The sequence below is a fragment of the Novosphingobium silvae genome, assembly GCF_009856825.1.
Classification (GTDB): Bacteria; Pseudomonadota; Alphaproteobacteria; order Sphingomonadales; family Sphingomonadaceae; genus Novosphingobium; species Novosphingobium silvae.
This window is the reverse complement of sequence record NZ_WVTD01000002.1, coordinates 183825-209453: the sequence shown is the minus strand read 5'-3', so window position 1 is coordinate 209453 and position 25629 is coordinate 183825. Positions and strand designations below refer to the sequence as shown.

The window sequence follows — 25629 nt, the reverse complement described above, 5'->3', positions numbered from 1 at the left end:
GCGCCGCCCAGGCGTTGCAAGGCATGCTCCGCTGCCGTGGTCCTGGTAGTTCACTGCGGTTCAGCGCAGCATTGCGAGCGCCTCGCGGCCTGCTTTCTCGTTCCAGTGATCGGGCGAGCCGCAGAGCTGCAGGTTGAGCATCGCGCGCTTCATGAAGCGATGGATCGGGTGCTCTTCTGTCAGTCCGATGCCGCCGTGAAGCTGAATGGCTTCTTCGGTGACAGCCGCGAATGCCTCGGCAGAAAGGGTCTTTGCGGCGGCCATCTGGATGTTTGAGGCATCAAGGTTGTGGACCCTCTCCCAAAGCAGGGCTTCGGCCAGGACGATGCGGCTCTTCATGTCTGCGGCCCGGTGCTTGAGCGCCTGGAACATGGCGATGGGTCGGCCGAACTGGCGTCGCATCTTCATGTACTCGATCGTCATGTCGAGCGCGGCAGAGGCAGCGCCAAGACAGTCGGCTGCAAGCGCGAGATGCGCCTCGGCTGCCAGCAGATCGTGCAGGGCAGGGGCAGCCTCCGTGCCGACCAACTTCAACTCCGAATCGGGAGCGTAGCCGTCCAGCACCAGATCGAACAGGCGGCGGCTCCTGTCCCAGATGGGCCGCTCATGGAAAGATACGCCCGGCGCACCGCTGGGGATCAGGGCGTAGCCGCCGGGTAGTCTGGCGATGAACGCGGCTGCCATGTCGGCGTCGAATACGCCGTAGACCGTGCCTGAGACTGTCCCGCCGGAAGATGCCCTCAGGTTCGCGGCCAGGAGGTGGAGCGGCGCATACTCTCCGCCGGCAAGACGCTCGAGCCACTCGGAACGCCTCGCCATGCTGCTTGCCGCCACCGCTCCGAGACCAAGCTGCGCCGGGATCAAGGGGGCTGTCGACAGCACGCGGCCCATCTCGTGGTGGATAGCGGTGGAAGCTTCACGGCCGAGACCCAGACCCCCATCCTCCTCGGGCAATCTAACCATGAGCCAGCCTAACTCTGCGGCAAGGTGCCAGCTTTTCTCTCGCGAAGGGGAGAGCGTGCCGGCTGGGAACGCCTTCTGGGCTGCATCGGTGAGTTCGTTCAGTTCGATCATGTCAGAGAGACCAGTCCTTCGGCTCACGCGGCATGTCGAGCATGCGCTCGGCAATGATGTTGCGCTGGACTTCCTCGCTGCCGCCCGCGATCGTCCAGGCGTAGGAATTCATGAAGTCCGCCATCCAGTTCCCCGTATTGAGGTCGCCGAACGTGATCGGCGCCACATACTGTTCGTCCATCCCGCCAAGCCGGAGGCCGAGTTTGGAGTAGGCACGCAATGCCCGGCTGTAGCTGTTCTTGACGATCGATGCGTCCCCTGCTCGTTCGATGCCCCTGATGCGATTGTCGAGGAACCGGTCGGCAAGCGCGCATACGGCGTCGACTTGCATGGTCAGGGCACCAAAGTCCCGCAGCACCCCGCGGTCCTCTTCACGCCCGTGCTGGCGGATCAGCCGTGCCACTCGGCCTAGGGCTCCGCGCATGCGGTACGACAGTTCCATGAGCGTCAAGCCGCGTTCCGACGCGAGCGTCGCCTGCGCGACGGCCCAGCCTCGGCCTTCCTCGCCGACCCGCTCGGAGACGGGAATTTCGACATTGTCGAGGAAAATCTCGGCGAACTCCTCGTCGCCCTGGATCTGGTGGATTGCCCGAACGGAGACGCCGGGCGCTTTCATGTCCATGAGCAGGTACGTGATGCCCGCCTGCTTCGCGCCTTCCGAAGACGTTCGCACCAGCAGCAGGCACTTGTCGGCGAACTGCGCCATGGTGGACCAGACTTTCTGCCCGCTGACCACGTAGACATTGCCTTTGCGCTCTGCCCTGGTCTTTATCGCGGCAAGGTCGGATCCCGCGCCGGGCTCGGAGAAGCCTTGACACCACGTCTCGCCTTCAAGGATGCGCGGGAGATAACGCTCCTGCTGCTCCCTGCTCCCACATTCGTGCAAGGTGGCGAAAGCGTGATAGGTCGAGACGAAGGAAAGCAGCAGGCGCGGGCAGTCCGCCTTGGCGAGTTCCTCGTATATCACTTTCTGTTCGGCAAGCGAGCGGCCGCCACCCGGGTACTCGGCGGGCCAGTGCGGAATTGCATAACCGGCTTCTACCAGACGGGCGAACCAGGCGCGCTGGGTCGCGACGAAGTCGCTCTGGGCGCGGCTTGCCGCCCGCCAATTGCGCGGCGCATGTGCTGCGAGAAAGGCGCGCACTTCGCTGCGCAAAGCTTCCAGTTCGGGCGTATCGGTCATCGCCTCGTCCAAGCACAGCGATCCGACGCACGTCCAGAACAGGCGTTACGCGCCGGCGATATCGCTTGGATGAGCATCGCAGCGCGGCAAAGCGGCCGTCACAGAGCGACCTCGATCGTGTCTCCGATCGTGCGGACTGCGTAAGTCTCGATCGGCATCGTCGCGGGCGGGTTCAGCGGCTTTCCCGTTTCCAGATCGAAGCGCGCGCCATGCACCGGGCATGAAATCCAGCCCGCACGAACCCTCCCGCACTCCAGCGTCTCGTATGCGTGGCTGCAAAGGTTGCGGACCGCGAAGATGCGATCTTTTGCATGGACAAGGATCACGCTTACCCCGCCGATCTCCACCACTTTCCTGGCGCCTGCAGGAATGTCTTCCAGCTTGGCCACGGCAACGAATGCTTTTTCACTCATCGCGCCGGTTCGACTTTCTGCATCTGTACCTCCCGACCGCCGTGGTCGCCCCGATGGCACAAGCACAGCAGGGCCAAGCAATTGAAGTACCCCGGCGATCATTTCCAGGGCAAGCCGCGGACGCGATAAGATGAGCGAAGGACAACGCCGCAAAGGGCCCTTAGCGCGGGCTTTTTCGTCGGGGCGGTAAACGTGGGAGGCGGCTTGTTCCGGCCTCAGAGTTGGCGTTAACGCAGGTTCTGCAACCGGGAGAGCGCCGCGCCGATGCAATTCGAATGGACAGCCGAGCAGGACGAATTCCGGCGCAAGATCCGCGATTTCCTCCATGCCAATCTTCCTCAGGACTGGGAAGCATTCTCCGAGCATGGACCGGCCTCCCCGGCGTTGACGGCCTTCGCCCGCGAGTTCTGCGTGAAGCTGGCCGAGGCAGGGATACTGTTTCCGCACTGGCCGGTGGAGATGGGCGGCGAAGGGCTGGGGCCATGGGAGCAGCAAATCCTGGCCGAGGAGATGTGGATCGCCGGGGAGCCGCGCGGCGGGCAGTACATGAACGTCAACTGGATCGGCCCCACGCTGCAGAAATACGGGACAGAGGATCAGAAAAGGCGCTACCTCGAGCCGATCACCAGGGGCCAGTCGCTTTGGTGCCAGGGTTTCTCCGAGCCGGATGCGGGGTCCGACCTCGCTTCCCTGCGTACGCGGGCGAGGCTGGTCGACGGGAACTACGTCATTGATGGCCAGAAGATCTGGACCAGCTATGCCGGGCTCGCCGACACCTGCTTCCTGCTGACGCGGACCAGCGACGACCGGAAGAAAGGCATCACCATCATCCTGGTGCCGATGGATACCCCCGGCATCACCGTGCGGCAGATTCCCTCGTTGATCGGCGAGGGCGACATCCACGAAGTCTTCTTCGACGAAGTGACCGTGCCTGAAAGCGCCCGGTTCGGCGAAGAGGGGCAGGCGTGGGAGATCGTCGCCTATTCGCTGCGTAACGAACGACTCGGTATTCCGCGCTTCACTCTCGCACGCGCCGCGCTCGATCGCGCCGTGCAGATGCTGGGGGAGCAGGGCCGGTTTTCACGCGAATACGTAAGGATCGAGGCGGCACGCTGCGCGGCGCTGTGCGAGGCGGCGGCCACGACGAATTACGCAGTCGTCCAAAGGCGGGCGGACGGCCGGACCATCGGCGCCGAATCCAGCTCGGCGCGCTATGCCACGGTCATGGCAGAGCGCGTCGTTTGCGAGTTCGTGGTCGAGTTTCTTCCCGAGGTTCTCGCCGGCGCCTCGCCTTACCTGAAAATGCACCATCAGCGCGGCATCGTGGCGGGCATCGCGGCCGGCTCGGCCGAGATCCAGCTCAACATCATCGCCAGCGAAGTGCTGGAACTTCCCCGGGAGCCGCGCTGATGCAGCTGACCCTCAGCGAGGACCAGACGCAGGTCCTCGATTCGATCGACAGCCTTGCCCGGCCATATGCCGCCGTGCCGCTCCACGATGCATCGTTCGTGCTTGAAAGCGCGGAACTGGACGCGTCCCTCGTGGAGAACGGCTTCCTCGACGTCTTGGCCGTCGATGAGCTCGGGCCGGTCACTGCCGCGCTAGTAGTGGAAAAGCTGGCGCGCCTGCCCTTCGCTGTCGAGGCGGCAGTATCGGCGCTGGTGCGGCCGCTTATCGATCTCGAACTGCCGCGTCCGATCTGCCTTGTGGAGGAAAGCCGCCCCGGCGCGCCGGTGCGTTTCCTGCGCCCGGGCGCCACCGTGGTGGTCGTCGGAAGCTCGGGTGTTTCCAGCTTTACGGCGGTGCAGGACAAGATCGCTCCGGCGTCGCATGACACGCCCTATGCCTACCCGGTGGCGTTCCTGGCCGGTCTACCCGACACACCGACCCGGCATGAGGTAGACCCGGCCGAGGTCTTGAGAGCATGGCGTGTCGCCGTGGCGACGGAAGCCGCGGGCCTTCTCGGCGCTGCCCTTGCCAGCACGGTGAGCCATGTCTCAGAACGCAGGCAGTTCGGCCGCCCGTTGGCGACGTTCCAGGCGTTACGCCACCGGCTTGCCGAAGATCAGGTCGTCACCAACAGCGTCTACTGGCTGGCCCTACGCGCGGCGGCGAGCGGCACCGCAGCCGATGCTGCCTTGGCGCTACTTCATGCGCAGGAAGCGACGAAGCGCGTGTGCTACGACTACCACCAGTTCCTTGGCGGCATGGGCATGACGCTGGAACATCCGCTGCATCTGTGGACCTACCGCCTCAAGCTGCTTTCCGCCGAACTGGGCGGGCGCGCGGATCAGGGGCTTGCTGCCGCCGAGGCCTTGTGGGGCAAGTGAACCTCGATCCGGTCGATCATATAGGCGCTCGAGCGCGAGGGTGAGGGCAAGCATGAGCGGACACGATCTTCTGGACCTTGGCGGGCAGATCGCCATCGTCACCGGCGCCGGCCAGAACGCCGGCCGAGCCATCGCTCTCGAACTCGCGCGGCACAACGCGGGCGGCGTCGCCGTGAACGACTTCGCGGCCGAACGGGCGGAAGCGGTGGCGCAGGAGATTCGCGCGGCCGGTGTCCCGGCGCTGGCGGTTCCCTTCGACGTGGGCGACCTTGAGGCGGTCCGCGCGGCCGAGGAAAGGATCAGGCGGGAACTCGGGCCCGCGACCATCCTCGTCAACAATGCCGGCATGGCGGGGCCGGACGGATCGCTGCGCCCTTCGCTCGACTTCTGGGAGGAGGATCCTTCTGCGTGGGACAGGTACCTGCGCACCAACCTTTATGGCGTCTACAACGCCTGCTTCGCCTTCATCCCGAACATGGTTGTCGCAAGGAAGGGCCGGATCGTGACCATCGTCTCGGACTCGGGCCGCATCGGAGAGCCGCGCCTCGCGGTGTACGCGTCGGCAAAGGCGGGGGCGCAGGGCTTCGTCCGCTCCATCGCCAAGGAGCTGGGGCGCTACAATGTTACCAGCAATGCTGTGTCGTTGTCTTCGCTGCTGCCCGACATGCCGGCCGACAAGGTGGCCGAAGTTACGCAGACCGATCATGCCCGCGCACAGCTGGCCCGCTACACCATACGCCGCTATGGAAAGTCCTCGGACGTTGCGGCCTTGGTCGCTTTCCTTTGCTCGAACGCGGCGGAATGGATCACCGGGCAGACCTATCCGCTGAACGGAGGCTACGCGCCCTCGATGTGAACAGGCGAGGCGTGACGGGTCAGGCTGCCAGCACTTCGCGTGTTTCTCCACCAAGCCACTGACGAACCACCAGATAACGTCCGTGCAGCGCGCCGCGATCCTGGATGCCGAAGCCCAGAAGCGTGCCTTCCAGCCCTTCTGCCGCCGGCAGCCACTTGACCTGCTCCAGACCCACGCGAATTCCCTCGCGGGTGAGGTCGCTGGCCCGCGCCAGCCCTTCGGCTACGAGGCGGCCGAGATCATGGCCTTTGGCAACGGCCAGTGCCTGACTGCGCGGAGCGTTGAGCTGTTTCATCTGCGTCCGCAGCGTGGCGTTCCGGTCGGAATGCATGTCGATGTAGAACCAGCCTTCGCAGTCGCGGGCGAAGTCTTCGTCATAGCCGCGAAGGCCCGCCGTGTTCATGATGTTGGGCCCATCCCAGCCGTCGGCGACGAGTTCGCGCGCGACGGCGGGAGCCGACACCCCAAGGCCAAGGTAGACAAAGCCGTCCGGCCCGCTTTCGAGCAGTGCATCGACCGTTTCGGCAGCATCTTCGGCAAGCGGCGACAGGCCCTGCCTCGATACGATCGCGATCCCCAGCACCCGCGCCTCGTCCTCGAGGTACTTGAGGTGCCGCGTACCCACTGGCGACAGGTCATAAGCAACGGCAAGGCGCCTGCAGCCGATCGCCGCCATGTGCCGGGCGATGACGAGCGATTCGTCCTCATGGCTGCCGACCTGATGCTGGAACATGTATCGCCCGCGCGCACGCTCGGCCCCGGCCCAGTTGATGGTGGGGATGCGCAGCTGCTCGGCGAGCGGCGTCACGGCCAGCGCATTGTCGCCGATGGCGGGGCCCACGATCAGCGAGCATCCCGCCTCGGCAAGCTGCCGGTAGGCACGCTCCACGGCATCGGCAGTGCCCGACGGCAGGCCGAGGCCATAAGCATGGATGAAGTCGATCGAGGCGGTAATCCGACCCGCTTCGCGCACGACGGCAAGTTCGCGCTCGAGCCAGCCGGTCACGTCGCCGGGAACCGCGCCGCAGCCGTCCGGCTCGGAAAAATCGGCCATGTCGTTGAGTATGCCGATCTTCACCGTTCCGAGCACGCTTGCTGGCATCGAGTTCCTCCCGAGGCAGCGGACGTGCACGATTGCCGTCGCCCGCTCCATCGGGCCTAGCAATGAGCCAACGCGAAAAAGGCTGCATGCGTCTGGCGAAACGCGGGCATGAAGCAACGCCGGTTCGCCCTCTGGGGCAAGGCCGGACAGTCCGCCATTTTACAAGGGGAACACGGCTAAGCCCTGTTCGCCCGCGGGCCTCAGGAACCCGCCGCGTAACGAAAGCGAACGTTGATGGACCGAGCCATCAGCTCAGTTGCGCGACGACCTGACGCAGCGCAGGTCGCCGTCGGCGCCGTTGTCCTCGATCTTGCGCAGGAAGCCGGTGGAGATGCGGTGCAGCTTCAGGCCCTTCAGCTTGCCGCCGGTCATCGTCACCCGGTCGCCCACGAAGAGATAGCTGCCGCGGATTCCCCCTGCCTTGTAGCTGGATGCGTTCACTATGCGGAATTCATGATCCGGCACCGGCTTGCCTACGGCGCCGCCCGCATCGCCGGGCATCTCGCATGTATAGGTGCCAAGGGGCAGGGTGGCGATGGCGCCGCCGGGGGGCGGTGGCACTCGCGCCGCCTCATGTGCGCAGCCGCCCGTCGCAGCTGCGAGAGCGGTCACGGCTAGGGCAGTCGCCAGTCCCTGGCGGGCAGGGCACGGGCCGGAGAGTGGAAGGCGAAGGGGTGAAAATCGGTTGATCGCGCGCATCATGTAGATTGGCTAGCATCCGCGCGAAGCAATTGCCATGCCTCGCTGCCTCGTCTAAGGGCGCATGCTTTCGAGGGATTGCGGCACCCGTCCGCTGCTTCCTCGTGAGCTCTTTCCCAGTCTGAGGCAGTGACCATGAAGATCAGCGGCGTCGATATCCGTCCCGGCAACATCCTTGAATACGAAAAGGGCATCTGGAAGGTCGCAAAGACGCAGCACACGCAGCCCGGCAAGGGCGGCGCCTTCATGCAGGTCGAGATGAAGAACCTGATCGACGGCCGCAAGACCAACGTCCGCTTCCGCAGCGCCGACACGGTCGAGCGCGTCCGCCTCGACACCAAGGACTTCCAGTTCCTCTACGCCGAGGGCGACGACCTGGTGTTCATGGACACCGAGAACTACGATCAGATTTCGCTTCCCGCCGACCTTCTGGGCGATGCTGCCGCGTTCCTTCAGGACGGAATGCAGGTGAGCCTCGAGATGTGGGAAGAACGCCCGATTTCGGTGCAACTCCCCGAACAGGTGGAGGCCACCATCGTCGAGGCCGACGCCGTGGTGAAGGGCCAGACCGCATCGTCGAGCTATAAGCCCGCCGTGCTTGACAACGGCGTGCGCGTGATGGTGCCGCCGCACATCGAAAGCGGGACGCGCATCATCGTCGACGTCTACGAGAAGACTTACGTGAAGAAGGCCGACTGATGCGCGCGCTGCTGCCCGCGCTCGTCGCCTTCGGCATGGTGGCCGGTGCCGTTCCCGCGGCCGCCGCACCGAAGAAGGGTGCAGCCAAGGCTGCGCCCAAGTCCGCGCCGGCTGCGCCCGGCGCTGCCGATACGACGAAGTCGGAGCACGCGGTGCTCTACCTCAAGGTGCTGATCAGCGCGCTTCAGTCCGAGCAGATCAAGGACGAGGCCAAGACCGCCCTGGTGGGATGCCTCTACGACAATCCGTTGAGCAAGATCACCGACTCGATGGACAAGGTCTTCGCCGAGAACGCGGACAAGGTTCACCGCGAGAAGCCTTCGGAAGTGCTGGCGGTGCTTACCGCCGTGTGCGGCTACAAGGGCGATCCCACCCAACCGGCGCCGGCAGCCGCCCCCGCCGGTCGATAATTTCGAGTACCGGCGGGTCGCTGCGGCCGTGCCGGACACAGGAGTGTAGTAAAGTCATGGCCGCCATTTCCGGTCTCATCCGCGTAATCGAGAAGGCCGCCCGCAAGGCCGGCAGTCGCCTGCGCCGCGATTTCGGCGAAATCGAGCACCTGCAGGTCAGCCGCAAGGGACCGGCCGACTTCGTGTCGAAGGCGGACCAGGCATCCGAGCGCACGATCTGGGACGAGCTACGCGCAGCGCGCCCGGACTGGGGCTTCCTGTTCGAGGAGGCGGGCGAGATCGAGGGCGATCCGACCAAGCCGCGCTTCATCGTCGACCCGCTCGACGGCACTACCAACTTCCTCCACGGGATCCCGCACTTCGCCATTTCCATCGCGGCGCAGGAGCCGCGCCTCGATGGACGGGGCTGGGGCGAAGTCACTGCCGGGCTGATCTACAATCCGATCACGGACGAGAGCTACTGGGCCGAGAAGGCGCGCGGTGCCTGGTTGCACGATCGTCGCCTTCGCGTGTCCTCGCGCCGTCACCTCGACGAGAGCCTTATCGCGACGGGCATTCCCTTTGCCGGTCATGGCGATCCCGGGCAGTGGACCCGGATCTATCACGCGCTTGCTCCGCAGGTCGCCGGCATCAGGCGCTTCGGCGCGGCCTCGCTGGACCTCGCCTGGGTTGCCTCGGGCCGTTACGAAGGCTTCTGGGAAGCGGACCTGAAGCCGTGGGACACGGCTGCCGGGTGCCTCCTGGTGCGCGAGGCAGGCGGGTTCGTGTCGGACTGGAAGGGGCGCTCGCAGCCGATCTGCGACACCGAAGTGCTTGCGGGCAACGATGTGCTGCACTCGCGCTTGCACAAGCTTCTGGCTACCGCGCTCAAGGACTGATTTCGGGGGCGCGCCCCCGGTCGGGCGTGCCTGGACGATGCAAGCGCTCTTCCTTGCCGGCCACGCGTGCGGAGTTGTGGCACTGTCGGCGTCTTGGAAGTGCCATGCACTTGTCTTCATAGGTTCCATGAGGACGTTCATCGTGCGTCCTCATGGAACGAGGCGTGCTTCCCCTTTGCGCAGCCATGGCGCTTGGCAGTGTCGCCGTGACGCCAGCGTCGGCGCAACCGACCGGAGCCGCCGCAGCGGCTTTCGACCTTCGGGCCGTCACCGCAACGATCGTCGCCGCAAAAGGCCGTTCGGCGTTGCGCTCGCAGGCGATCGGAACGCCTGAAGAGACGGAAAAGCCGGAGAAGACGAAGCTGCGGCTGAGGTACCAGCCAGAAGAAGCCGGTCCCCGCTTCGAGATCGGCACTTACGGTTCGCGCAAGGGCGTGATGAAGTCCCGCCTGCTCCATGTCGCCATGGACTGGAGTTTCTAGAAACAAGCGCTTGATCGCTCTTGAACCCGGCCGGGCGCGCGTCTAAGCGTCGCCCACCAGATCCGTGCCCCTGTGGCGGAATGGTAGACGCGAACGACTCAAAATCGTTTGTCGCAAGGCGTGCCCGTTCGAGTCGGGCCAGGGGCACCACAACCGGCGCCGGGTTTCACCGGCGCCGTTTCTCTCCACAGTTCCGATCGGTCACCCTCCAGCCAGCGCTGCCAGCAGGAGCAAGGCGACGATGTTGGTGATCTTGATCATCGGGTTCACGGCCGGGCCTGCTGTGTCCTTGTAGGGATCGCCCACGGTGTCGCCGGTGACGGCGGCCTTGTGCGCTTCCGATCCCTTGCCGCCGTAATTGCCGTCTTCGATGTACTTCTTTGCGTTGTCCCAGGCGCCGCCGCCCGAAGTCATCGAAAGGGCAACGAAGAGCCCGCTGACGATCACGCCCAACAGCAACGCGCCCAGTGCCGCGAAGCCGTTGGCTCGCCCGCCGACCCATCCGATCACGAAGTAGACCGCGATGGGCGCCAGCACCGGCAGCAGCGAGGGAACGATCATCTCCTTGATGGCCGCCTTCGTCACGAGGTCGACGGTCCGGGCATAGTCGGGCTTCTGCTCGTAAGTCATGATGCCGGGTTTTTCCCGGATCTGCTCGCGCACGTCGACGACAACGTCTCCCGCCGCACGACCGACCGCCGTCATCCCCATGGCCCCGAACAGGTACGGCAGCAGCGCCCCCAGCAGGAGCCCGACGATGACATAGGGGTTTTCAAGGCTGAAATTCACGTCGAGTTCGGGAAAGAACTCGGCAAGGTCGGTGGTGTAGGCGGCGAAGAGCACGAGCGCCGCGAGGCCTGCAGAGCCGATGGCATAGCCCTTGGTGACGGCCTTGGTGGTATTGCCCACAGCGTCAAGAGCGTCCGTCTTTTCGCGCACGGCGTCGTCAAGGCCCGCCATCTCGGCGATGCCGCCCGCGTTGTCCGTGACCGGACCGTAGGCATCAAGCGCGACCACCATGCCGGCAAGCGCAAGCATGGCGGTGGCCGCATAGGCGATGCCTAGGAGCCCTGCGAGCTGGTAGGCGATGATGATCCCGGCGACGATCACTACCGTCGGCAGCGCAGTCGCCTCCAGACTGATGGCAAGGCCCTGGATCACGTTGGTGCCGTGTCCGGTAACGGATGCTTTCGCGATAGAGCGGACCGGGCGGTAGTTCGTGCCGGTGTAGTACTCGGTGATCCAGATGATAAGGCCCGTGATGACAAGGCCGAGCAGCGCGCACCAGAACAGGTCCAGCCCCCGGAAGCCCAGATCGCCGACCGGCGCTGCAAGATCACCCTGCTGGACGAACCAGATGCAGCCGTAGATCGCGGGAACGGACAGAACCGCGGTCACCAGGAAGCCCTTGTACATGGCTCCCATGATGTTGCGCCCGCGGCCGAGCCGGACGAAGTAGGTGCCGATGATGGACGTTACGATGCACACGCCCCCGATAAGCAGCGGCAGCGTCATGAGTGTGAGAAGATAGCCTCCGAGGCCTTTGACGAGCAGGGCGGTGAGCACCATCGTCGCGCCCACGGTGACAACGTAGGTCTCAAACAGGTCGGCGGCCATGCCCGCGCAGTCGCCCACGTTGTCGCCGACATTGTCGGCAATGACGGCCGGGTTGCGCGGATCGTCCTCGGGAATGCCGGCCTCTACCTTGCCGACGAGATCGGCTCCCACGTCCGCCGCCTTGGTGAAGATGCCGCCGCCAAGCCGCGCGAAGATCGAGATGAGCGAGGCTCCGAAGGCAAGCGCCGTCAGGCCCTCCACAACGGTGCGGTCGTCTTCGCCCACGGTGTGGCCAGCAACGGCCGTCAGGTACCAGAAGAAGGTTGCGATCGCGAGGAGGGCAAGGCCCGCGACAAGAAGGCCGGTGATCGCCCCGGCGCGGAAGGCGAGCGTCAACCCGTCCTGCAGGCCCTTCTGGGCGGCGGCCGCGGTGCGCACGTTGGCGCGGACGGAGATGTTCATGCCGATGAAACCGGCCACCCCGGAAAGCACTGCGCCGATGATGAAGCCGGTGGCGGAGATCGGCCCCAGCGTCAGGAAAAGTATGACGGCGACGATCACGCCGACTATCGCGATGGTGGAATACTGCCGCTTGAGGTAGGCTTGCGCACCTTCCTGAATAGCGGCGGCGATCTCCTGCATCTTTTCGGACCCTGACGGAGAACTCAGGACCTGCCGACTGGTGAAGACGCCATAGATGATGGCTACTAGCCCCAGTCCAATTGCGATCGTGATCAAGTTCACTGAACGCCCCCTTCCCAATGGGTTTATGTATTCGACGGGTTTTCCCGCTCGAGGAACAAAGGGCTATAGCGAAGGCGGAGGACTGGCAAGCGCGATGTCCGGCCACTGTCCGCGTGTAGAACGGGGGAGATCCGGGCCTAGTGCTGGTACCCCAGGCGACCCGGCAGGGGGAGGGGGCGGCCATCATGGGTCAGGGAAAGGCCGGAGCCCTGGCTCACCATGCCGCAGCGGGTCACGTGGTGACCAACCGCCTCGGCCGCTTCGCGGATGCCGGCTGCCTGTCCCGCAGGAGCGGTGAACAGCAGTTCGTAGTCGTCGCCCGCCGTCATTGCCTGCATCCGCGAATCCAGCCCCTTTCCCGCGACGGAGATGAGGGCTGGCGAGAGCGGCACCGCGTCCGCCTCTATCGCGATGGACACGCCGCTGGCATCCGCGATCCGGGCGGCATCGACGAGCAGCCCGTCCGACACGTCCATCATCGCGTGAACAAGGGGAGCGAGCGCAGCGCCGAGGCGCGGCTCAGGAGAAGGCCTGCGGTAGGCTGAAAGCAGCGCGGCGGCGGGCCCGGCAGCGGCGGGCAGCTTTCCGGCTGCAACGGCAAGTCCAAGGCCGGCGTCACCAATGGTGCCGCTGACCCACACCTCGTCTCCCGCGCGGGCGGCGCTGCGGCAGGGCACGGGCGCCGCCTTTCCGGCCGTGCCGATCGCGGTAAGGGAGAAGCTGCGCGGCGCTCCATCCGGCATCCGGACTGTGTCGCCGCCGAGCAGCGGTATGGCGAAGTGGCCACACGCCTCTTCCAGGCCCAAAAGGAAGGACTTGTCCCAGGCGTCTTCTCCCAGTGCATGGGAGTAAAGGCACCCGAGAGGCGTCGCGCCCTTGGCGGAAAGATCGGAGACGTTCACCGCCACGAGCTTCCAGGCGACATCGGCCGCCGGGTCGGCGGGCAGGTAATGTACGCTCTCCACCACGGTGTCGAGCGTCAGCACGAGGGTCTCCCCGCCGACCTGAAGCACTGCGGCATCGTCCGCAAGGGCCCGGGCTGCCGGTGTCGTCGCTATCGCGCGAAGGGCTTGGATGAAGGCAGGTTCACCGGGCATGCTGCCCTCGTGCCTTCAACCGCAGGGCAAGTCGAGCCCGGTTCAGCGAACCGACTTCGCGACCGAGTCCAGCACGCCGTTGAGGAACTTCGCCTCGCGCGGGTCGAAGAAGGCATGGCAGACGTCCAGATATTCGCTGATCGCCGCGCCTGTGGGAACGTCGGCACGGGCGAGCAACTCGTACGTTCCCGCACGCAGGATCTGCAGCATGGTCTTGTCGAGGCGGGCGAGCGACCATCCCTCCGACAGCTTGGAAGCGACCAGTTCGTCGATCTCGTCGCGCCGGGCGATGACGCCTTTCACCACGTCGTCAAAGAAGGCCACTTCGGCTTCCGCGAACCTGGCCTCGTCGATCTCCATGCCAAGGCGGTGGCGGTGGAATTCATCGAGAAGGACGGGCAGGCGTGTGCCTTCCATCTCGAACTGGTATAGAGCCTGGACGGCGGCGAGGCGGGCGGCTGCGCGCTTCTGCTTGGAGTTTGACATTACTGGCCGAGCCTTACGGAGATGGAGCGCGCATGCGCGGGAAGCCCTTCCGCATCGGCAAGGGCGACGGCGGCGGGGCCAATGGCCTCCAGCGCCGCTTGGTCGAGCTGGATGAAGCTGGTGCGCTTCATGAAATCGAGGACGGAGAGGCCGGAGGAAAAACGGGCGCGCCGTCCGGTGGGAAGGACGTGATTGGGACCGGCAACATAGTCGCCGACAGCCTCCGGCGTCAGGCGGCCGAGGAACACCGAGCCGGCGTGCCGGATGCGCCGCATCAGGCTTTCCGGATCGTCGGTGGCGATCTCCACGTGTTCGGCGGCGAGCGCATTGGCAAGCGCCGGGGCCTCGTCAAAGTCGGCCACGTCGATGATGACGCCGTTGGCCGCCCAGCTTTCGCGCGCGGTCGGCTGCGTGGCGAGGGCGCGCAGTTCCTCCTCGACCGCTTCGGCCACGGCATCGGCGAAGCCGGCGTCGTCGCAGATGAGGATCGACTGGGAGGTGGGATCATGCTCGGCTTGGCTGAGAAGGTCGGCAGCGATCCGGCGCGGCTCGTTACGCGCGTCGGCGATGACGAGAATCTCGCTGGGCCCCGCAACCATGTCGATGCCGACGACGCCATAGAGCTGGCGCTTGGCCTCGGCGACCCATGCGTTGCCGGGGCCGGTCACCACATCGACCGGGGCGACGCGCTCGGTGCCGTAGGCGAGCGCCGCCACCGCATGTGCGCCGCCCACGCGCCAGACCTCGTCCACGCCGGCAAGATGCGCGGCGGCCAGCACCAGCGGGTTGACCTCACCCCCGGGCGTCGGAGTGACGACGACGAGGCGGGCCACACCTGCGACCTTGGCGGGAATGGCGTTCATCAGGAGCGAAGAGGGATAGGCCGCCCGGCCGCCCGGCACATAGAGGCCGGCCGCATCGACCGCGTTCCAGGTGGCGCCAAGGCGGACGCCGGCCGCATCGGTGTAGTCCCGGTCCTCAGGAAGCTGCGCCACGTGGTAGGCGCGGATACGGGCGGCGGCGAGTTCGAGCGCATCGCGCAAGGTTGGCTCAAGCGCGTCGAACGCGGCCTTGCAGGCGGGCGCATCGATCTGCCACCCGCTGGCGTCGAGATCGTGCCGGTCGAACTTCGCCGTCAATTCTGCCAGCGCCCCGTCGCCGCGGCGACGGACATCGGCGATGATCGCGGCGACATCCGCTGCGACGTCGACCGCGCTTTCCCGACGGTCGGAGACCACGCGGGCGAAGGCCTCCGCGAAGCCGGGATCGGTGCTGGACAGGCGCAACATCAGGCGCTTGCCGCTTCGGGCACGCGGGCCTCGGCCACGAGCGCGCGGAACGCATCGACCAGAGCGGCAACGCGCCGATCGGTCTTCAGCGCGGCGCGGTTCACGATAAGGCGCGCGGAGATGTCGAGGATTCGGCTTGTCTCGACGAGGCCATTTTCCTTGAGCGTGCGGCCGGTCGAGACAAGATCGACAATGCGGCTCGACAGCCCGAGCGAGGGGGCAAGCTCCATCGCGCCGTTCAGCTTCACGACCTCGGCCTGAACGCCCAGCTTCTCGAAGTGGCGACGGGTAAGGTTGGGGTATTTGCTGGCAATTCGAAGGTGCGAGGGCAGGGCGCTGCCCGTCTCCCCGACCGGCTCGGCCACGGAAAGACGGCAGTGCCCGATGTCGAGATCGACCGGGGCATAGAGATCGGGGTAGGCAAACTCCTCCACCACGTCGGAGCCGACGATGCCGACTTGCGCGGCGCCATGCGCCACGAAAGTCGCAACGTCGAAAGCGCGTACGCGGATGAGGCGCATGTCGCTGTTTTCGCAGGCGAAGGAGAGTGCGCGCGACTTCTTGTCATGGAACTCCGCCTCGGGCACCACGCCGGCACGCGCCATCAGCGGCAGCGCTTCGTCGAGGATACGGCCCTTGGGCACGGCGAAAGTCAGGGATGTCGGCATGGTCGGCGCATTTAGGCGCGGATGCTTCAAAGGGCAATGGCGAAGGCGCACAGGCCTCACGCGCCGATCTTGCGGAACGGCGCGTGGCTTTGTGGCCCGACAAAGGAGCGTCAGTTCACTCGCCGGGAGCACGCGCCTTGATCGCGACCGCGTGGACGCGCTCGCCGGGTATGTCGCCGAGCGCTGCATTGACGAGGCGCTGGCGTTGCAGGCGCGAAACGCCTGCGAAGCGCGGGCTTTCGATCACGATGGTGAAGTGCGATTCGCCGCTGCCGTCATCGCCCGTATGGCCGCGGTGAGTGGCGGAATCGTTGATCACGTCAAGCGCGGTCGGGGCGAAGGCGGCGGTCAGCAACTGCCGCATTTCCTGTTCGAGTGGTCCAGACATGGGGTTCCATTTAGGCCATCGATGTCCCATCTGGAAGCCGGTGAGACAGCAGAGATTTCATGGAAGAGTTGAATCCGGGCGCGAATGCAGCTGGCCCGGATGCAGGGAAGCGGGCGAGTTCCGCGCGCCGGGCGGGCGGCCCTCGGGCTTCGATGGGCCCGGCGACTATCGCTGGTTCTGCCTGGAGCACGTACGCGCGTTCAATTCGGGTTACGACTACTTCGAGGGCATGGACACCGAGGAGATCCTGCGGGCGCAGTCGCCGCTGCATGGCTGGGAATCGCAGGCCCGCGCCTTCCGTCCCGACGCGGGCGTCGACGGGGTGCCGCGCTGGGCGGATTTCGCCGACCCGCTCGAGGCGATCCAGGCCCGCGCGCGTGCGCACGTTGCCCGCCGCAGGGCCGAGACGCGCGCAGAGACGCAGCGCTTCACCCCCGGCGAGCAGCGGGCGCTGTTGGCGCTGGGTCTGGAAGCCGATGTTGATCGCAAGACGCTGCGGCTGCGCTACACACGGTTGCTGCGCCAGTATCACCCCGACCACAACGGCGGCGATCACAGCCATGCGGAAAAGCTGCAAGGCGTGGTGGAGGCGTACCAGCTGCTGAGCAAGGCGGCGGCTTTCGCCTGATCCACTCCGGCCCGGGAGCGACGACAGTGCCCGGGTTCGCCTTGCGCCTGAGCCGCATCAGCTTTGAGCGGCGGTCCCGGCTTCCTTTTCGCAGATCGCCGCCAACTGGTCTGCGCAGGCGCTCCACCCCTGTGTGAAGCCCATCTCGGCGTGCTGCCTGCAGGCCTCCTCGGTCCAGTGACGCGCGGTGGCGGTGTAGCGGGTGCCTTTGCCCTCCGCAGCGATCTCCCAGATGCCGATCATGAAAGGCCCGCTTGGCTGGAAGTCATCGACCACGGCATCGGTGCTGACGAAGCGCCGCCCTTCCTCGTAGGCCAGATAGATGCCGTTCTGCGGCATGACCTCCCGTCAGGACCGTACATGGTCATCCGGCAGGCACCGCCCGGGCGCCGATCCTGCTCGTCCACTTTAACGCGCCAGGGGGCAGGGCACCACCACTCCTCCTGCCGCTCTGCCAGCACCTCCCAGACCTTCGAGGGCGGAGCGTCGATGAAGCGGCTGATCGACAGTTCGTTCGACATGGATCCTCTCCTTCCGCATGGCGCTCCCCGGCGAGGAGGAGCGCGGCGGTGTCAATCTCGCGCGGTCATGGCTGGGCGGGGCGTGGTTCTGCCGCGCTCGCCGCGAAAGCGGCCTGGATCGCGGCGATGTCGATCCTGCGCATCGTCATCATCGCCTCCATGGCCCGACCGGCGGCGGCGCGGTCGGCGCTTGCGATGGCGTCAGTCAGGACGCGCGGGGTGATCTGCCAGTTGAGCCCCCACCGGTCCTTGCACCAGCCGCACATGCTTTCCGCGCCGCCGTTCCCGACAATGGCATGCCAGTAGCGATCGGTCTCCTCCTGGCTCTCGGTCGCGATCTGGAACGAGAACGCTTCGGACTGCGGGAACTGCTCGCCGCCGTTGAGGCCGATGCATTCGATGCCCATCAGCGTGAATTCCACAAGGAGCACATCGCCCGCGGACCCGTCGGGATAGTCGGCCGGGGCGTGGCGCACTGCCGCCACACGCGTGTCGGGAAAGACATCGGCATAGAACCTTGCCGCGTCTTCGGCGCCGCGCACATACCACAGGCAGACGCGGGCCTTTGCAGGCACGGTCATTTCTTCATTTCCTCGATCAACTTGCCGTCGATCGCCTTGGCTGCCTTGTAGGCAGGGCGGGACTGGCAGCGTTCCGCATAGGCGACCAGCGCCGGGCGAGGCGGGATGATGCCAAAGGTCATGCCCCAGTCGATCGAGCTGCCGACATAGACGTCAGCCATCGTGAAGCGTTCGCCGCAAATCCACACCGCCCCTTCCAGCTTGGCGTCGATCGCATCGATGGTGCGCTCGAAGCTGCCCCAGCCCGCCAGCATCTCCTGCTCGGGCCTGGGTTCGAACTTCAGCGCGCGCGACGTGATGGACTGCTCGATCGGTCCGGCGGCGAACAAGGTCCAGCGGTAGTAGTCGGCCGTTTCGGCATCGTTGGGAAGCAGGCCGGCCTCGGGGTGCATCTCGGCCAGGTAGAGGCAGATCGCGGCTGCCTCGGTCACCACCCGATCACCTTCTTCGGCGTGATGGACAATCGTGGGCACCTTGCCCATGGGATTGGCGGCGAGGAAGGCCTGCGGCTTGTCCTTCCAGTCGACCAGCACCTGCTCGTAGCCGGCGCCGGCTTCGTGCAGCGCCCAGCGGACGATCTGGCCGCGCGACATCGGGTTGGTGTAGAACGTATAGTCGGCCATCGTCGTTCTCCGTCGAGCAGAATGGTGGAACATTGATGGAACATCGGCGCCGCGTCAATCCGCGTCGTCGCGGCGATTGCGTTCAGGATCGACGCGGACCGACAAGGCCGAACCAGGCACCCTGCGGGTCGAAGGCGTGGACCGTATAGTCGCCGGTGGGGATCTCCTGCGGCTCTCCCTGCAGGCGGCCGCCTCCGCTTTGAACCTCGCCCACGGCGCGGTCGATGTCGTCGACGCCGATGTAGCAGGTCCAGCCCGCCACCGGCATGAAGTCGGCGTAAGGCATCACCGCGCCGATCGTGACGCCGTCGCACTGGATGAAGCGGTATTCGCCGAGTTCGCCCATCGGCATGCCGCCTTCCTGCGTCCAGCCGAAATGGCGCGTGTAGAAGGAGAGCGCGGCTTCGTCGTCGGGGGCGGCAAGTTCGTTCCAGCGGATCGTCTGCGGCTTGTCGACAGTGAAGACATCGCTCGTGGCCGCCGCGTCCTCGGCCGAGACTTCGGGCGTCATCACGTAGAAGGCGCTGCCCTGCGGGTCTGCGACCATGGCGAAGCGGCCCACCCCTTCCATCGTGGTGCCCGGCACGTGGACGGTCCCGCCCGCCGCCACGATCTCCTCCACCTTGGCATCTACGTCGGGAACGTGGATGTATCCCATCCAGCCCGGCTTGGCGCCTTGGCCGATCATCTCGTCGTCGAGTGCGAAGATGCCGCCGCTGAAGCCGCAGGCCGCGCCGCCGCCATCGACGCGTTCGATCATGCGATAGTCCATGCCGGCCTGCGGCATGACGTTGACGCCGACTTTCCAGCCTACGACGCGGCCATAGAACGCGGCGGCCGCGTCCGCATCGCTGGTCATCAGCTCGTACCAGATGAAGCTGCCGAAGGCGGTGGACATGGCCCTATCCTTCCAGCGTGACGACAGGCGAGAAGCCGCCGTAGATCATCCGCGCACCGTCGAACGGCATGGGGTTCCTCTCGGGGTCCATGCGAGGATCGGTCTTCATGAGCTCTTCCATCCTGCCCATCGCCGCGTCGCGAGTGGCCTTGTCGGGCCACTCGATCCAGCTGAAGACCACCGCCTCGTCCTCGGTGCAGGCGACCGCGCCGAAGAAGTCGGTCTGCTTGCCGCGGGGCACGTCGTCCTGCCAGCATTCGAGAACGCGCGTGGCGCCCTGTTCCATGAAGACCGCATCGCCCGTGCGGGCATGCTCGATGAACTTGTCCTTGTTCGCCCTGGGAACGGCGAGCACGAAACCGTCGACGTATGTCATGACCTAGGCTCCTTCCTTCTGCATCCTGGGATCGTGTTCGGCAAAGGGGGCGAGCTGCGCGTCGAGCGCGCGCGCGAAAGCGGGGCGGGCGAGGGCACGCTCGAGGTAGGCGGCGAGGGCGAGGTGGCCGTCCAGCACCTGCGCGCCTGCTCCCGAACCGGGCAGCGCGCGCAGGATCGTCGCCATCGCAATGTCGGCGACCGAGAAGTCGCCTGCCAGCCATTCGCCGTCCAGCGCCGCCTCCAGCCGCGACAGCCGCGTGTCGAGTTCGGCGACGAGCGAGGGCTTGCGCAGCCCCGCCCATACTTCCTTGCGCGAGAAGATCGAGACGTTGGCAAGCTCCATCATCAGTGGCTCTACCGAGTTGAAGGCGGCCAGTAGCCAGCTCAGCACGCGTGCCCGCTCCTGCGAGCCTTGCGGGGGAAGCGCGCCGGCCTTCTCGGCTATGTGGATCAGCGTGGCGCCGCTTTCGAATACACGAACCGCACCGTCCCGCACGAAAGGAACCTGCCCCCAAGGCTGGTCGGCATAATACCACTTCGGCCGCTCGACCGCGCTGATGAGGCGGACGCGGTAGGGCACGCCGTATTCCTCGCAGGCCCAACGCGGGCGCAGGTCGCGGACCTGCCCTTGGGCGAAGGAGGGAACCCACTCGAACGCGGTGATTTCCAGTTCGGCGTCAGGGTCGATCGGCATCGTCTCCTCCTTCGTTCAGGCTGCGACCGACGGCTCCTTTTCTCCGGAAGCGACCGCCGGGTCCATCCACATCGCTTCCCAGACATGGCCGTCCGGATCCGCGAACGCATGGCTCATCATGAAACCATGGTCCTGCGGCGGATTGATGTCAGCGGTGCCGCCCCGGCTTGCGACCCCCGCGTTCATGGCCGCGACCTCGTCCCGGCTCTCGCACGAGAGGCAGAGCATCACTTCGCTGGAGGCGGCGTCGGGGATCGGGCGGTCAGTGAAGGTCCGCCACTTCGCGTGGGTGAGGAGCATGACGAAGATCGTTTCGGACCAGACCACGCAGGCCGCGGTATCGTCGGTGAAGCGCGGCTCGTTCGCGAAGCCGAGGCCGGAATAGAATGCCTTGGCGCGTTCGAGGTCGGTCACGGGAAGGTTCACGAAGATCATGCGGGTCATGCCGTCTCTCCTTCTGAAGGGCGACCTCTCGCGAATCGCCTCTTGCCCGACGGTGCCTCTCGCGGTAACTAAAGGCAACCATGAAGTTGCAAAAAGAAACAAGCGGTGCTCCGGGCACGATCAGGCGAGTGGCAGGCGGGGAGGCGGCCGGTCCGCATGGTCGCTGGTACGGGGATGCCTGCGGCGCGGCCTTCGCGATGGAACTGATCGGGGAGCGCTGGTCGCTGCCGATCATACGGGAGATGATGCTTGGCCCCAGACGTTTCGGGGAAATCCGGGCCGAGTTGCCGGGGCTCAGCGCCAAGACGCTGACGGAGCGCCTCGAGAGCCTGGAGCGCAGCGGGATCGTCCGCCGCGTCCTGCTGCCGCCACCCGCATCGGTGCAGGTCTACCAGCTTACCGAGTGGGGCCTGGCGCTGGAGCCGGTCATGCAGGAACTGGGGCGCTGGGCGGTGCGATCCACGCTGCACGACCCTACGCTGCCGATCACGCCGGTTTCGCTGATGCTGTCAATGCGCACGATGATCGTGGCGGAGCGGATAGGCGACCTGTCGCTCACCGCGCTTTTCAAAGTTGGCTCGGCGCGATTCCTGGCGACGTTCGCGGAAGGCGAGCTGCGCATCCATCCCGCCGGCGATGACGGACCTGAGCCCGACCTGCGCTTTTCGGCCCCCGCCGGCTTCCCTTATCTCGCCGTCTTCTATGGAAAGCACGGGGCGAGCGATGCCGGTCTCGACGTGGAAGGCGATCCCGATCTCGCCCGAAGGTTCATCGATCTGTTCAGCCTGCCTCCCAAATGCGCGAGTTGAGCGCGCCCGGGCGAGCAAAGCTTATTGCGATGCAGCGCCCTGTCCTTTAGGCGATTGCCTTGCAATGACAGACTCCAAGAACATCGCCGCCGAAAACCGCGACGCCACCGTGCTGGCCGCTCCCGACATCGAAGTCGACGTGCGCGAGACTTTCGGGATCGACATCGACTGGAAGGTTCCCGCCTTCTCGGTCGCGGACGAACGCGTGCCCGACCTTGACGAGACCTACGTCTTCGATCCCGACACCACGCTCGCGATCCTGGCGGGCTTTGCCTACAACCGGCGTGTGATGGTGCAGGGCTACCACGGCACCGGCAAGTCCACGCACATCGAGCAGGTGGCCGCGCGGCTGAAGTGGCCGTGCATCCGCATCAACCTCGATGCGCACATCAGCCGCATCGACCTCATTGGCCGCGACGCGATCGTCCTGCGCGGCGGCATGCAGGTGACGGAGTTCCGCGAAGGCCTGCTGCCATGGGCGCTGCAGCATCCGGTGGCGCTGGTCTTCGACGAGTACGACGCCGGTCGTCCCGACGTGATGTTCGTGATCCAGCGTATCCTCGAGACCGAGGGCAAGCTGACCCTGCTCGACCAGAACCGCGTCATCCGTCCGGACCGGAACTTCCGCCTCTTCGCCACGGCCAACACCGTTGGCCTGGGTGACACGTCGGGCCTCTATCATGGCACGCAGCAGATCAACCAGGGCCAGATGGACCGCTGGAACCTGGTGGTTGCGCTGAACTATCTGCCGGGTGAAACCGAGACCGGCATCGTCGCCAAGAAGGTGTCGCAGATCGAGGAAGCCACCATTGCGCAGATGGTCAAGGTTGCGGACTTCACCCGCCAGGGCTTCATGAACGGCGACATCTCCACCGTCATGAGCCCGCGTACCGTCATCACGTGGGCGCAGAACGCGGCGATCTTCAACGACGTGGGTTTCGCCTTCCGCCTCTCGTTCCTCAACAAGTGCGACGAGACCGAGCGGATGCTGGTGGCCGAATATTACCAGCGGGTATTCGGTCAGGACTTGCCCGAAAGCGTCGTCGCCAAGGCCTAAGCCAGCGGGCAACGACGGTCCGGCTGATCAGACCGGCCGTCAGCTCATCGAAACGGGGCGCGATTTCTGCAGGAAGTCGCGCCCTTGTTCATTCCGGCCGCATGAAGGGCGCGTCAGCGGCGTTTCTTGGTGATCGTTGCGGTAAAATCGGGGTCCTTGTTGGCGACCCAGTCCACGAACTTGCGCACGTTCGGGTCGGCCAGCAGGCCTTCCACGTCCATTCCATGACGCTGGAGTTCGGAATTGGTGAAGTTCGCGATCAGCGTCTGCTGGCAGATGGAATGCATCGGCACCACGTCGCGCCCGCCCCGGCTCTTGGGGACGGGATGGTGCCAGACGATGGTCTTGCCCGTGGACCGGCCGCAGAGCCAGCACGGCGGCGGCGGGGTCTCGGGCTCGTCCTCGGCGGGCATGTCATCGTAGGAACCGTGTTTCGAATGCTTTCGGGCCATGCCTTCACCTGGATTGCGCCTGCCGCACGTTGGCGCGGGCGGATGGGACTTCGGCCCGCGGCCTAGCGCGGCGAAGAGGACTTTGCCACTCCCAGCATGGCGCGACGAGCGATGCGGATGCGTCGCGCTCTATCCTGCGGAACGCGGAAAGCAGGCTCGGCGGCTGCCGATTTCCTACTTCGCGGGCTGCTGCTACATTGGCGGCGGTTTTTTCAACCCATCGCTCGAGCGCCCCCTCGCGCCCTAGGACAGGCACAGGCGCAAGCATGCACTTCATCAACTTGCGGCCAAGGAAGAGGCTCAGGCTTCCGGGTAGGAGGCATGCACAAAATATAATCCGTCGGGCGGCGCGTTGAGGCCGAGCGCCTGCCGGTCCTTCGCTTCCAGCGCCTCGGCCACCTGGGCCTCGCTCCACCGACCCATGCCGACGAGCGCAAGGCAGCCCACCATGGAACGGACCTGGTGGTGCAGGAAGCTGCGGGCCGCCGCCTCGACGAGCACCGCCTCTCCCTCGCGGCGAACGACAAGGCGGTCCAGCGTCTTCAGCGGCGATGCAGACTGGCAGTGCGCCGACCGGAAGGTGGTGAAATCATGCCGGCCCACCAGAGCCTGCGCGGCGCGGTGCATGGCCTCGGCGTCGAGCGGCTTGGCGATCTGCCAGGCCTTACCGCGCTCCAGCGTCAGCGGCGCACGGCGGTTGGCGATGCGATAGACATAGGACCTGCCGGTGCAGGAAAAACGGGCATGCCAGTCGTCTGCCACTTCCTCGCAGTCGAGCACGGCCACGGGGGCAGGGCGCAGGAGAGCGTTCAGGGCTTCCATGAGCCGAAACGGGGTGATTGTCTTGGCGATGTCCAGATGGGCCCGCATGCCGAGGGCGTGGACGCCCGCATCGGTTCGCCCGGCGGCATGCATGACCACAGCCTCGCCGGTCACGGCAAAGGCCGCATCTTCCACGGCCTGTTGCACCGACGGTCCGTGGGACTGGCGTTGCAGGCCCATGAAGGGCCCGCCGTCGAATTCGAGAGTGAGCGCGAAACGGGTCATTTCGCCCCGCCGATACAGGACTGGCGCGGCGGCGCAATGGGCTTGGCGCAGCGCCGGCGGGTGGCACCATCCTTCCCAACCCGGGCAGGATGGGAGAAGCTGGCTGGAACCCCGCGCGAGGGGCATGCCACACCGGGCACACGAATCCAGCGCAGCGGACCGGACCGGCGAAGGCGTGATAGTCAGCCGAGCCTCGAACCTGCCTCGATCGGCCGTCCGCGCAGAAGGTCGGCGGCTTCCATCGCCGGCTTGCCGGCTCGCTGGATGCGGGCGATCCGCAACGCGCCGCTGCCGCAGGCGACGGTCAGCGCATCGTCGAGGGTTGTTCCCGGATCTCCGGAGCCTTCCACGGGTTCGGCCGCGAGGACCTTGTATCGCTCGCCGTCGAGTTCGAAGAAGGCGCCCGGAACAGGCATGAAAGCCCGTACCTGGCGCTCCACAACGTCCGCCGCCCGGGTAAAGTCGATCCGGGCCTCGGCCTTGTCGATCTTCCGGGCGTAAGTCACGCCCTCGTCGGGCTGGCGAACAGGGCGGTGAACTGCAAGGTCACGAAGAGTGCCGATCAACAGCTGCGCGCCTCGCTCGGCCAGTTCGGCAGTGAGCTCCCCGGCGGTCTTGCGATCGATTGTGGTGCGCAGCGTCGCCAGCATCGGTCCGGTATCCAGCCCCGCTTCCATCTGCATGATGGTGACGCCGGTAGTGGGATCGCCGGCCAGGATCGCGCGCTGGATCGGCGCCGCTCCACGCCAGCGCGGCAGGATCGAGGCGTGGATGTTCAGGCAGCCGAGCCGCGGCGCGTCCAGCACGGCTTGCGGCAGGATCAGGCCGTAGGCCGCAACCACCGCAATATCCGCATCCAGCGCGGCGAACTCTTTCTGCGCCTCGACGCCTTTCAGCGAAACCGGATGGCGAACCTCGATACCACGTGTCTGGGCCTCGCGGTGAACGGGAGAGGGCGTGAGTTCCTTGCCGCGCCGCCCGCCCGGACGAGGCGGCTGCGTGTAGGCCGCGACGACCTCGTGGCCCGCCTCGACAAGTGCGACAAGCGCTGGCACCGCGAATTCCGGGGTTCCCATGAAGATGATGCGCATGATGTGGGGAATTCTCCGCCGGGCTTCCTAAGAACAGGTGCAGGCCCTATC

General features: G+C 65.9%; 30 protein-coding genes, 1 tRNA gene and 1 pseudogene. 11 read left to right on the top strand and 21 right to left on the bottom strand.

What is annotated here, in order from left to right; genetic code table 11:
* Positions 1-60 precede the first annotated feature (60 nt).
* The 3 genes from GR702_RS04000 to GR702_RS03990 all read right to left on the bottom strand — a co-directional run bounded on the left by GR702_RS04000 (position 61) and on the right by GR702_RS03990 (position 2670).
* Positions 61-1074, bottom strand: a complete 1014-nt coding sequence (locus tag GR702_RS04000; protein WP_160984678.1) for an acyl-CoA dehydrogenase family protein — start codon at positions 1072-1074, stop codon at positions 61-63.
* Position 1075: 1 nt separating this feature from the next.
* Positions 1076-2257 (bottom strand): acyl-CoA dehydrogenase family protein, encoded by a 1182-nt coding sequence (locus tag GR702_RS03995; protein WP_160984677.1) that lies wholly within the window; start codon positions 2255-2257, stop codon positions 1076-1078.
* A gap of 98 nt (positions 2258-2355) precedes the next feature.
* Positions 2356-2670, bottom strand: coding sequence for a Rieske (2Fe-2S) protein (locus GR702_RS03990; RefSeq protein WP_160984676.1), 315 nt, complete (start codon positions 2668-2670; stop codon positions 2356-2358).
* A gap of 264 nt (positions 2671-2934) precedes the next feature.
* On the opposite strand from GR702_RS03990, the gene GR702_RS03985 reads away from it, so the two are divergent.
* Genes GR702_RS03985 through GR702_RS03975 form a run of 3 tightly spaced genes read left to right on the top strand, consistent with a single transcriptional unit; the run spans position 2935 to position 5856 of the window.
* The gene (locus GR702_RS03985) at positions 2935-4080 is read left to right on the top strand and encodes an acyl-CoA dehydrogenase family protein (RefSeq protein ID WP_160984675.1); all 1146 of its coding nucleotides are present in this window, start codon (positions 2935-2937) and stop codon (positions 4078-4080) included.
* On the top strand, positions 4080-5000 hold the full coding sequence (locus tag GR702_RS03980; protein WP_160984674.1) for an acyl-CoA dehydrogenase family protein: 921 nt from the start codon (positions 4080-4082) through the stop codon (positions 4998-5000). Before GR702_RS03985 ends, GR702_RS03980 begins: the two co-directional genes overlap by 1 nt.
* A 52-nt stretch (positions 5001-5052) precedes the next feature.
* Positions 5053-5856: an SDR family NAD(P)-dependent oxidoreductase gene (locus tag GR702_RS03975; RefSeq protein ID WP_160984673.1), complete on the top strand. Its 804-nt coding sequence runs from the start codon at positions 5053-5055 to the stop codon at positions 5854-5856.
* A 19-nt stretch (positions 5857-5875) separates the two neighbouring features.
* Here GR702_RS03975 and GR702_RS03970 read toward each other — a convergent pair whose 3' ends face one another.
* Positions 5876-6958 (bottom strand): ABC transporter substrate-binding protein, encoded by a 1083-nt coding sequence (locus tag GR702_RS03970; RefSeq protein WP_160984672.1) that lies wholly within the window; start codon positions 6956-6958, stop codon positions 5876-5878.
* A gap of 252 nt (positions 6959-7210) precedes the next feature.
* A complete protein-coding gene (locus tag GR702_RS03965; protein ID WP_337192516.1) occupies positions 7211-7519 on the bottom strand; it encodes a hypothetical protein in 309 nt (102 codons plus the stop codon).
* 273 nt (positions 7520-7792) lie between these two features.
* Here GR702_RS03965 and efp point away from each other — a divergent pair, with 273 nt between their 5' ends.
* From efp to GR702_RS03940, 5 genes are all read left to right on the top strand, one after another.
* Complete coding sequence (gene efp / locus GR702_RS03960) at positions 7793-8356, top strand: elongation factor P (RefSeq protein WP_008828401.1); 564 nt, start codon at positions 7793-7795, stop codon at positions 8354-8356.
* On the top strand, positions 8356-8766 hold the full coding sequence (locus GR702_RS03955) for a hypothetical protein (protein WP_160984670.1): 411 nt from the start codon (positions 8356-8358) through the stop codon (positions 8764-8766). Before efp ends, GR702_RS03955 begins: the two co-directional genes overlap by 1 nt.
* Before the next feature lie 56 nt (positions 8767-8822).
* Positions 8823-9644, top strand: a complete 822-nt coding sequence (locus GR702_RS03950; RefSeq protein ID WP_160984669.1) for an inositol monophosphatase family protein — start codon at positions 8823-8825, stop codon at positions 9642-9644.
* A gap of 164 nt (positions 9645-9808) precedes the next feature.
* Positions 9809-10126 (top strand): hypothetical protein, encoded by a 318-nt coding sequence (locus GR702_RS03945; RefSeq protein ID WP_337192515.1) that lies wholly within the window; start codon positions 9809-9811, stop codon positions 10124-10126.
* A 66-nt stretch (positions 10127-10192) separates the two neighbouring features.
* Positions 10193-10276, top strand: a tRNA-Leu gene (locus GR702_RS03940).
* 51 nt (positions 10277-10327) lie between these two features.
* Here the strand turns inward: GR702_RS03940 and GR702_RS03935 are convergent.
* The 6 genes from GR702_RS03935 to GR702_RS03910 form a co-directional block, all read right to left on the bottom strand.
* The gene (locus tag GR702_RS03935; protein ID WP_160984667.1) at positions 10328-12427 is read right to left on the bottom strand and encodes a sodium-translocating pyrophosphatase; all 2100 of its coding nucleotides are present in this window, start codon (positions 12425-12427) and stop codon (positions 10328-10330) included.
* 137 nt (positions 12428-12564) lie between these two features.
* Entirely contained in the window at positions 12565-13524 is a 960-nt protein-coding gene (gene thiL, locus GR702_RS03930) for a thiamine-phosphate kinase (protein WP_160984666.1), read from the bottom strand.
* A 42-nt stretch (positions 13525-13566) separates the two neighbouring features.
* The gene (gene nusB / locus GR702_RS03925) at positions 13567-14010 is read right to left on the bottom strand and encodes a transcription antitermination factor NusB (protein ID WP_160984665.1); all 444 of its coding nucleotides are present in this window, start codon (positions 14008-14010) and stop codon (positions 13567-13569) included.
* Positions 14010-15299: a histidinol dehydrogenase gene (hisD, locus tag GR702_RS03920; protein ID WP_160984664.1), complete on the bottom strand. Its 1290-nt coding sequence runs from the start codon at positions 15297-15299 to the stop codon at positions 14010-14012. Before hisD ends, nusB begins: the two co-directional genes overlap by 1 nt.
* Entirely contained in the window at positions 15299-15967 is a 669-nt protein-coding gene (gene hisG, locus GR702_RS03915) for an ATP phosphoribosyltransferase (protein WP_160984663.1), read from the bottom strand. The genes hisD and hisG overlap by 1 nt, the downstream gene beginning before the upstream one ends.
* A gap of 115 nt (positions 15968-16082) precedes the next feature.
* Entirely contained in the window at positions 16083-16355 is a 273-nt protein-coding gene (locus GR702_RS03910) for a BolA family protein (RefSeq protein ID WP_160984662.1), read from the bottom strand.
* A gap of 40 nt (positions 16356-16395) precedes the next feature.
* On the opposite strand from GR702_RS03910, the gene GR702_RS03905 reads away from it, so the two are divergent.
* Positions 16396-16983, top strand: a complete 588-nt coding sequence (locus GR702_RS03905) for a DnaJ domain-containing protein (protein WP_337192514.1) — start codon at positions 16396-16398, stop codon at positions 16981-16983.
* 57 nt (positions 16984-17040) lie between these two features.
* Here GR702_RS03905 and GR702_RS03900 read toward each other — a convergent pair.
* The 7 genes and pseudogenes from GR702_RS03900 to GR702_RS03870 form a co-directional block, all read right to left on the bottom strand.
* A pseudogene (locus tag GR702_RS03900) lies at positions 17041-17504 on the bottom strand (SRPBCC family protein).
* A 65-nt stretch (positions 17505-17569) separates the two neighbouring features.
* The gene (locus tag GR702_RS03895; protein ID WP_160984660.1) at positions 17570-18085 is read right to left on the bottom strand and encodes a VOC family protein; all 516 of its coding nucleotides are present in this window, start codon (positions 18083-18085) and stop codon (positions 17570-17572) included.
* The gene (locus GR702_RS03890) at positions 18082-18708 is read right to left on the bottom strand and encodes a glutathione S-transferase family protein (RefSeq protein WP_160984659.1); all 627 of its coding nucleotides are present in this window, start codon (positions 18706-18708) and stop codon (positions 18082-18084) included. Before GR702_RS03890 ends, GR702_RS03895 begins: the two co-directional genes overlap by 4 nt.
* Positions 18709-18790: 82 nt before the next feature.
* Positions 18791-19606, bottom strand: coding sequence for a VOC family protein (locus GR702_RS03885; RefSeq protein WP_160984658.1), 816 nt, complete (start codon positions 19604-19606; stop codon positions 18791-18793).
* Between the two features lie 4 nt (positions 19607-19610).
* Complete coding sequence (locus tag GR702_RS03880) at positions 19611-19982, bottom strand: DUF1428 domain-containing protein (RefSeq protein ID WP_160984657.1); 372 nt, start codon at positions 19980-19982, stop codon at positions 19611-19613.
* A gap of 3 nt (positions 19983-19985) precedes the next feature.
* Positions 19986-20678, bottom strand: coding sequence for a glutathione S-transferase family protein (locus tag GR702_RS03875; RefSeq protein ID WP_160984656.1), 693 nt, complete (start codon positions 20676-20678; stop codon positions 19986-19988).
* Positions 20679-20693: 15 nt separating this feature from the next.
* Entirely contained in the window at positions 20694-21122 is a 429-nt protein-coding gene (locus tag GR702_RS03870; protein WP_160984655.1) for a VOC family protein, read from the bottom strand.
* Positions 21123-21202: 80 nt separating this feature from the next.
* Here GR702_RS03870 and GR702_RS03865 point away from each other — a divergent pair, with 80 nt between their 5' ends.
* Together GR702_RS03865 and cobS are read left to right on the top strand one after the other, a co-directional pair.
* Complete coding sequence (locus GR702_RS03865; protein ID WP_160984654.1) at positions 21203-21931, top strand: winged helix-turn-helix transcriptional regulator; 729 nt, start codon at positions 21203-21205, stop codon at positions 21929-21931.
* Positions 21932-21995: 64 nt separating this feature from the next.
* On the top strand, positions 21996-22988 hold the full coding sequence (gene cobS / locus GR702_RS03860) for a cobaltochelatase subunit CobS (RefSeq protein ID WP_160984653.1): 993 nt from the start codon (positions 21996-21998) through the stop codon (positions 22986-22988).
* 113 nt (positions 22989-23101) lie between these two features.
* Here cobS and GR702_RS03855 read toward each other — a convergent pair whose 3' ends face one another.
* The 3 genes from GR702_RS03855 to fmt all read right to left on the bottom strand — a co-directional run bounded on the left by GR702_RS03855 (position 23102) and on the right by fmt (position 25578).
* Positions 23102-23440 (bottom strand): hypothetical protein, encoded by a 339-nt coding sequence (locus GR702_RS03855; RefSeq protein WP_160984652.1) that lies wholly within the window; start codon positions 23438-23440, stop codon positions 23102-23104.
* 300 nt (positions 23441-23740) lie between these two features.
* Positions 23741-24487, bottom strand: a complete 747-nt coding sequence (gene truA, locus GR702_RS03850; protein ID WP_160984651.1) for a tRNA pseudouridine(38-40) synthase TruA — start codon at positions 24485-24487, stop codon at positions 23741-23743.
* 182 nt (positions 24488-24669) lie between these two features.
* Positions 24670-25578 (bottom strand): methionyl-tRNA formyltransferase, encoded by a 909-nt coding sequence (gene fmt / locus GR702_RS03845; RefSeq protein ID WP_160984650.1) that lies wholly within the window; start codon positions 25576-25578, stop codon positions 24670-24672.
* Positions 25579-25629 lie beyond the last annotated feature (51 nt).

Bases quoted from the DNA above. Each gene is read 5' to 3' on its own strand.
- GR702_RS03855 (WP_160984652.1), bottom strand. From the start codon at position 23,440: ATGGCCCGAAAGCATTCGAAACACGGTTCCTACGATGACATGCCCGCC.
- cobS (WP_160984653.1), top strand. From the start codon at position 21,996: ATGACAGACTCCAAGAACATCGCCGCCGAAAACCGCGACGCCACCGTG.
- GR702_RS03985 (WP_160984675.1), top strand. From the start codon at position 2,935: ATGCAATTCGAATGGACAGCCGAGCAGGACGAATTCCGGCGCAAGATC.
- efp (WP_008828401.1), top strand. From the start codon at position 7,793: ATGAAGATCAGCGGCGTCGATATCCGTCCCGGCAACATCCTTGAATAC.
- GR702_RS03980 (WP_160984674.1), top strand. From the start codon at position 4,080: ATGCAGCTGACCCTCAGCGAGGACCAGACGCAGGTCCTCGATTCGATC.
- fmt (WP_160984650.1), bottom strand. From the start codon at position 25,578: ATGCGCATCATCTTCATGGGAACCCCGGAATTCGCGGTGCCAGCGCTT.
- GR702_RS03975 (WP_160984673.1), top strand. From the start codon at position 5,053: ATGAGCGGACACGATCTTCTGGACCTTGGCGGGCAGATCGCCATCGTC.
- GR702_RS03990 (WP_160984676.1), bottom strand. From the start codon at position 2,670: ATGAGTGAAAAAGCATTCGTTGCCGTGGCCAAGCTGGAAGACATTCCT.
- nusB (WP_160984665.1), bottom strand. From the start codon at position 14,010: ATGTCAAACTCCAAGCAGAAGCGCGCAGCCGCCCGCCTCGCCGCCGTC.
- GR702_RS03875 (WP_160984656.1), bottom strand. From the start codon at position 20,678: ATGCCGATCGACCCTGACGCCGAACTGGAAATCACCGCGTTCGAGTGG.
- GR702_RS03880 (WP_160984657.1), bottom strand. From the start codon at position 19,982: ATGACATACGTCGACGGTTTCGTGCTCGCCGTTCCCAGGGCGAACAAG.
- thiL (WP_160984666.1), bottom strand. From the start codon at position 13,524: ATGCCCGGTGAACCTGCCTTCATCCAAGCCCTTCGCGCGATAGCGACG.
- GR702_RS03890 (WP_160984659.1), bottom strand. From the start codon at position 18,708: ATGGCCGACTATACGTTCTACACCAACCCGATGTCGCGCGGCCAGATC.
- hisD (WP_160984664.1), bottom strand. From the start codon at position 15,299: ATGTTGCGCCTGTCCAGCACCGATCCCGGCTTCGCGGAGGCCTTCGCC.
- GR702_RS03895 (WP_160984660.1), bottom strand. From the start codon at position 18,085: ATGACCGTGCCTGCAAAGGCCCGCGTCTGCCTGTGGTATGTGCGCGGC.
- GR702_RS03910 (WP_160984662.1), bottom strand. From the start codon at position 16,355: ATGTCTGGACCACTCGAACAGGAAATGCGGCAGTTGCTGACCGCCGCC.
- GR702_RS03955 (WP_160984670.1), top strand. From the start codon at position 8,356: ATGCGCGCGCTGCTGCCCGCGCTCGTCGCCTTCGGCATGGTGGCCGGT.
- hisG (WP_160984663.1), bottom strand. From the start codon at position 15,967: ATGCCGACATCCCTGACTTTCGCCGTGCCCAAGGGCCGTATCCTCGAC.
- GR702_RS03970 (WP_160984672.1), bottom strand. From the start codon at position 6,958: ATGCCAGCAAGCGTGCTCGGAACGGTGAAGATCGGCATACTCAACGAC.
- GR702_RS04000 (WP_160984678.1), bottom strand. From the start codon at position 1,074: ATGATCGAACTGAACGAACTCACCGATGCAGCCCAGAAGGCGTTCCCA.
- GR702_RS03885 (WP_160984658.1), bottom strand. From the start codon at position 19,606: ATGTCCACCGCCTTCGGCAGCTTCATCTGGTACGAGCTGATGACCAGC.
- truA (WP_160984651.1), bottom strand. From the start codon at position 24,487: ATGACCCGTTTCGCGCTCACTCTCGAATTCGACGGCGGGCCCTTCATG.
- GR702_RS03995 (WP_160984677.1), bottom strand. From the start codon at position 2,257: ATGACCGATACGCCCGAACTGGAAGCTTTGCGCAGCGAAGTGCGCGCC.
- GR702_RS03870 (WP_160984655.1), bottom strand. From the start codon at position 21,122: ATGACCCGCATGATCTTCGTGAACCTTCCCGTGACCGACCTCGAACGC.
- GR702_RS03950 (WP_160984669.1), top strand. From the start codon at position 8,823: ATGGCCGCCATTTCCGGTCTCATCCGCGTAATCGAGAAGGCCGCCCGC.
- GR702_RS03865 (WP_160984654.1), top strand. From the start codon at position 21,203: ATGAAGTTGCAAAAAGAAACAAGCGGTGCTCCGGGCACGATCAGGCGA.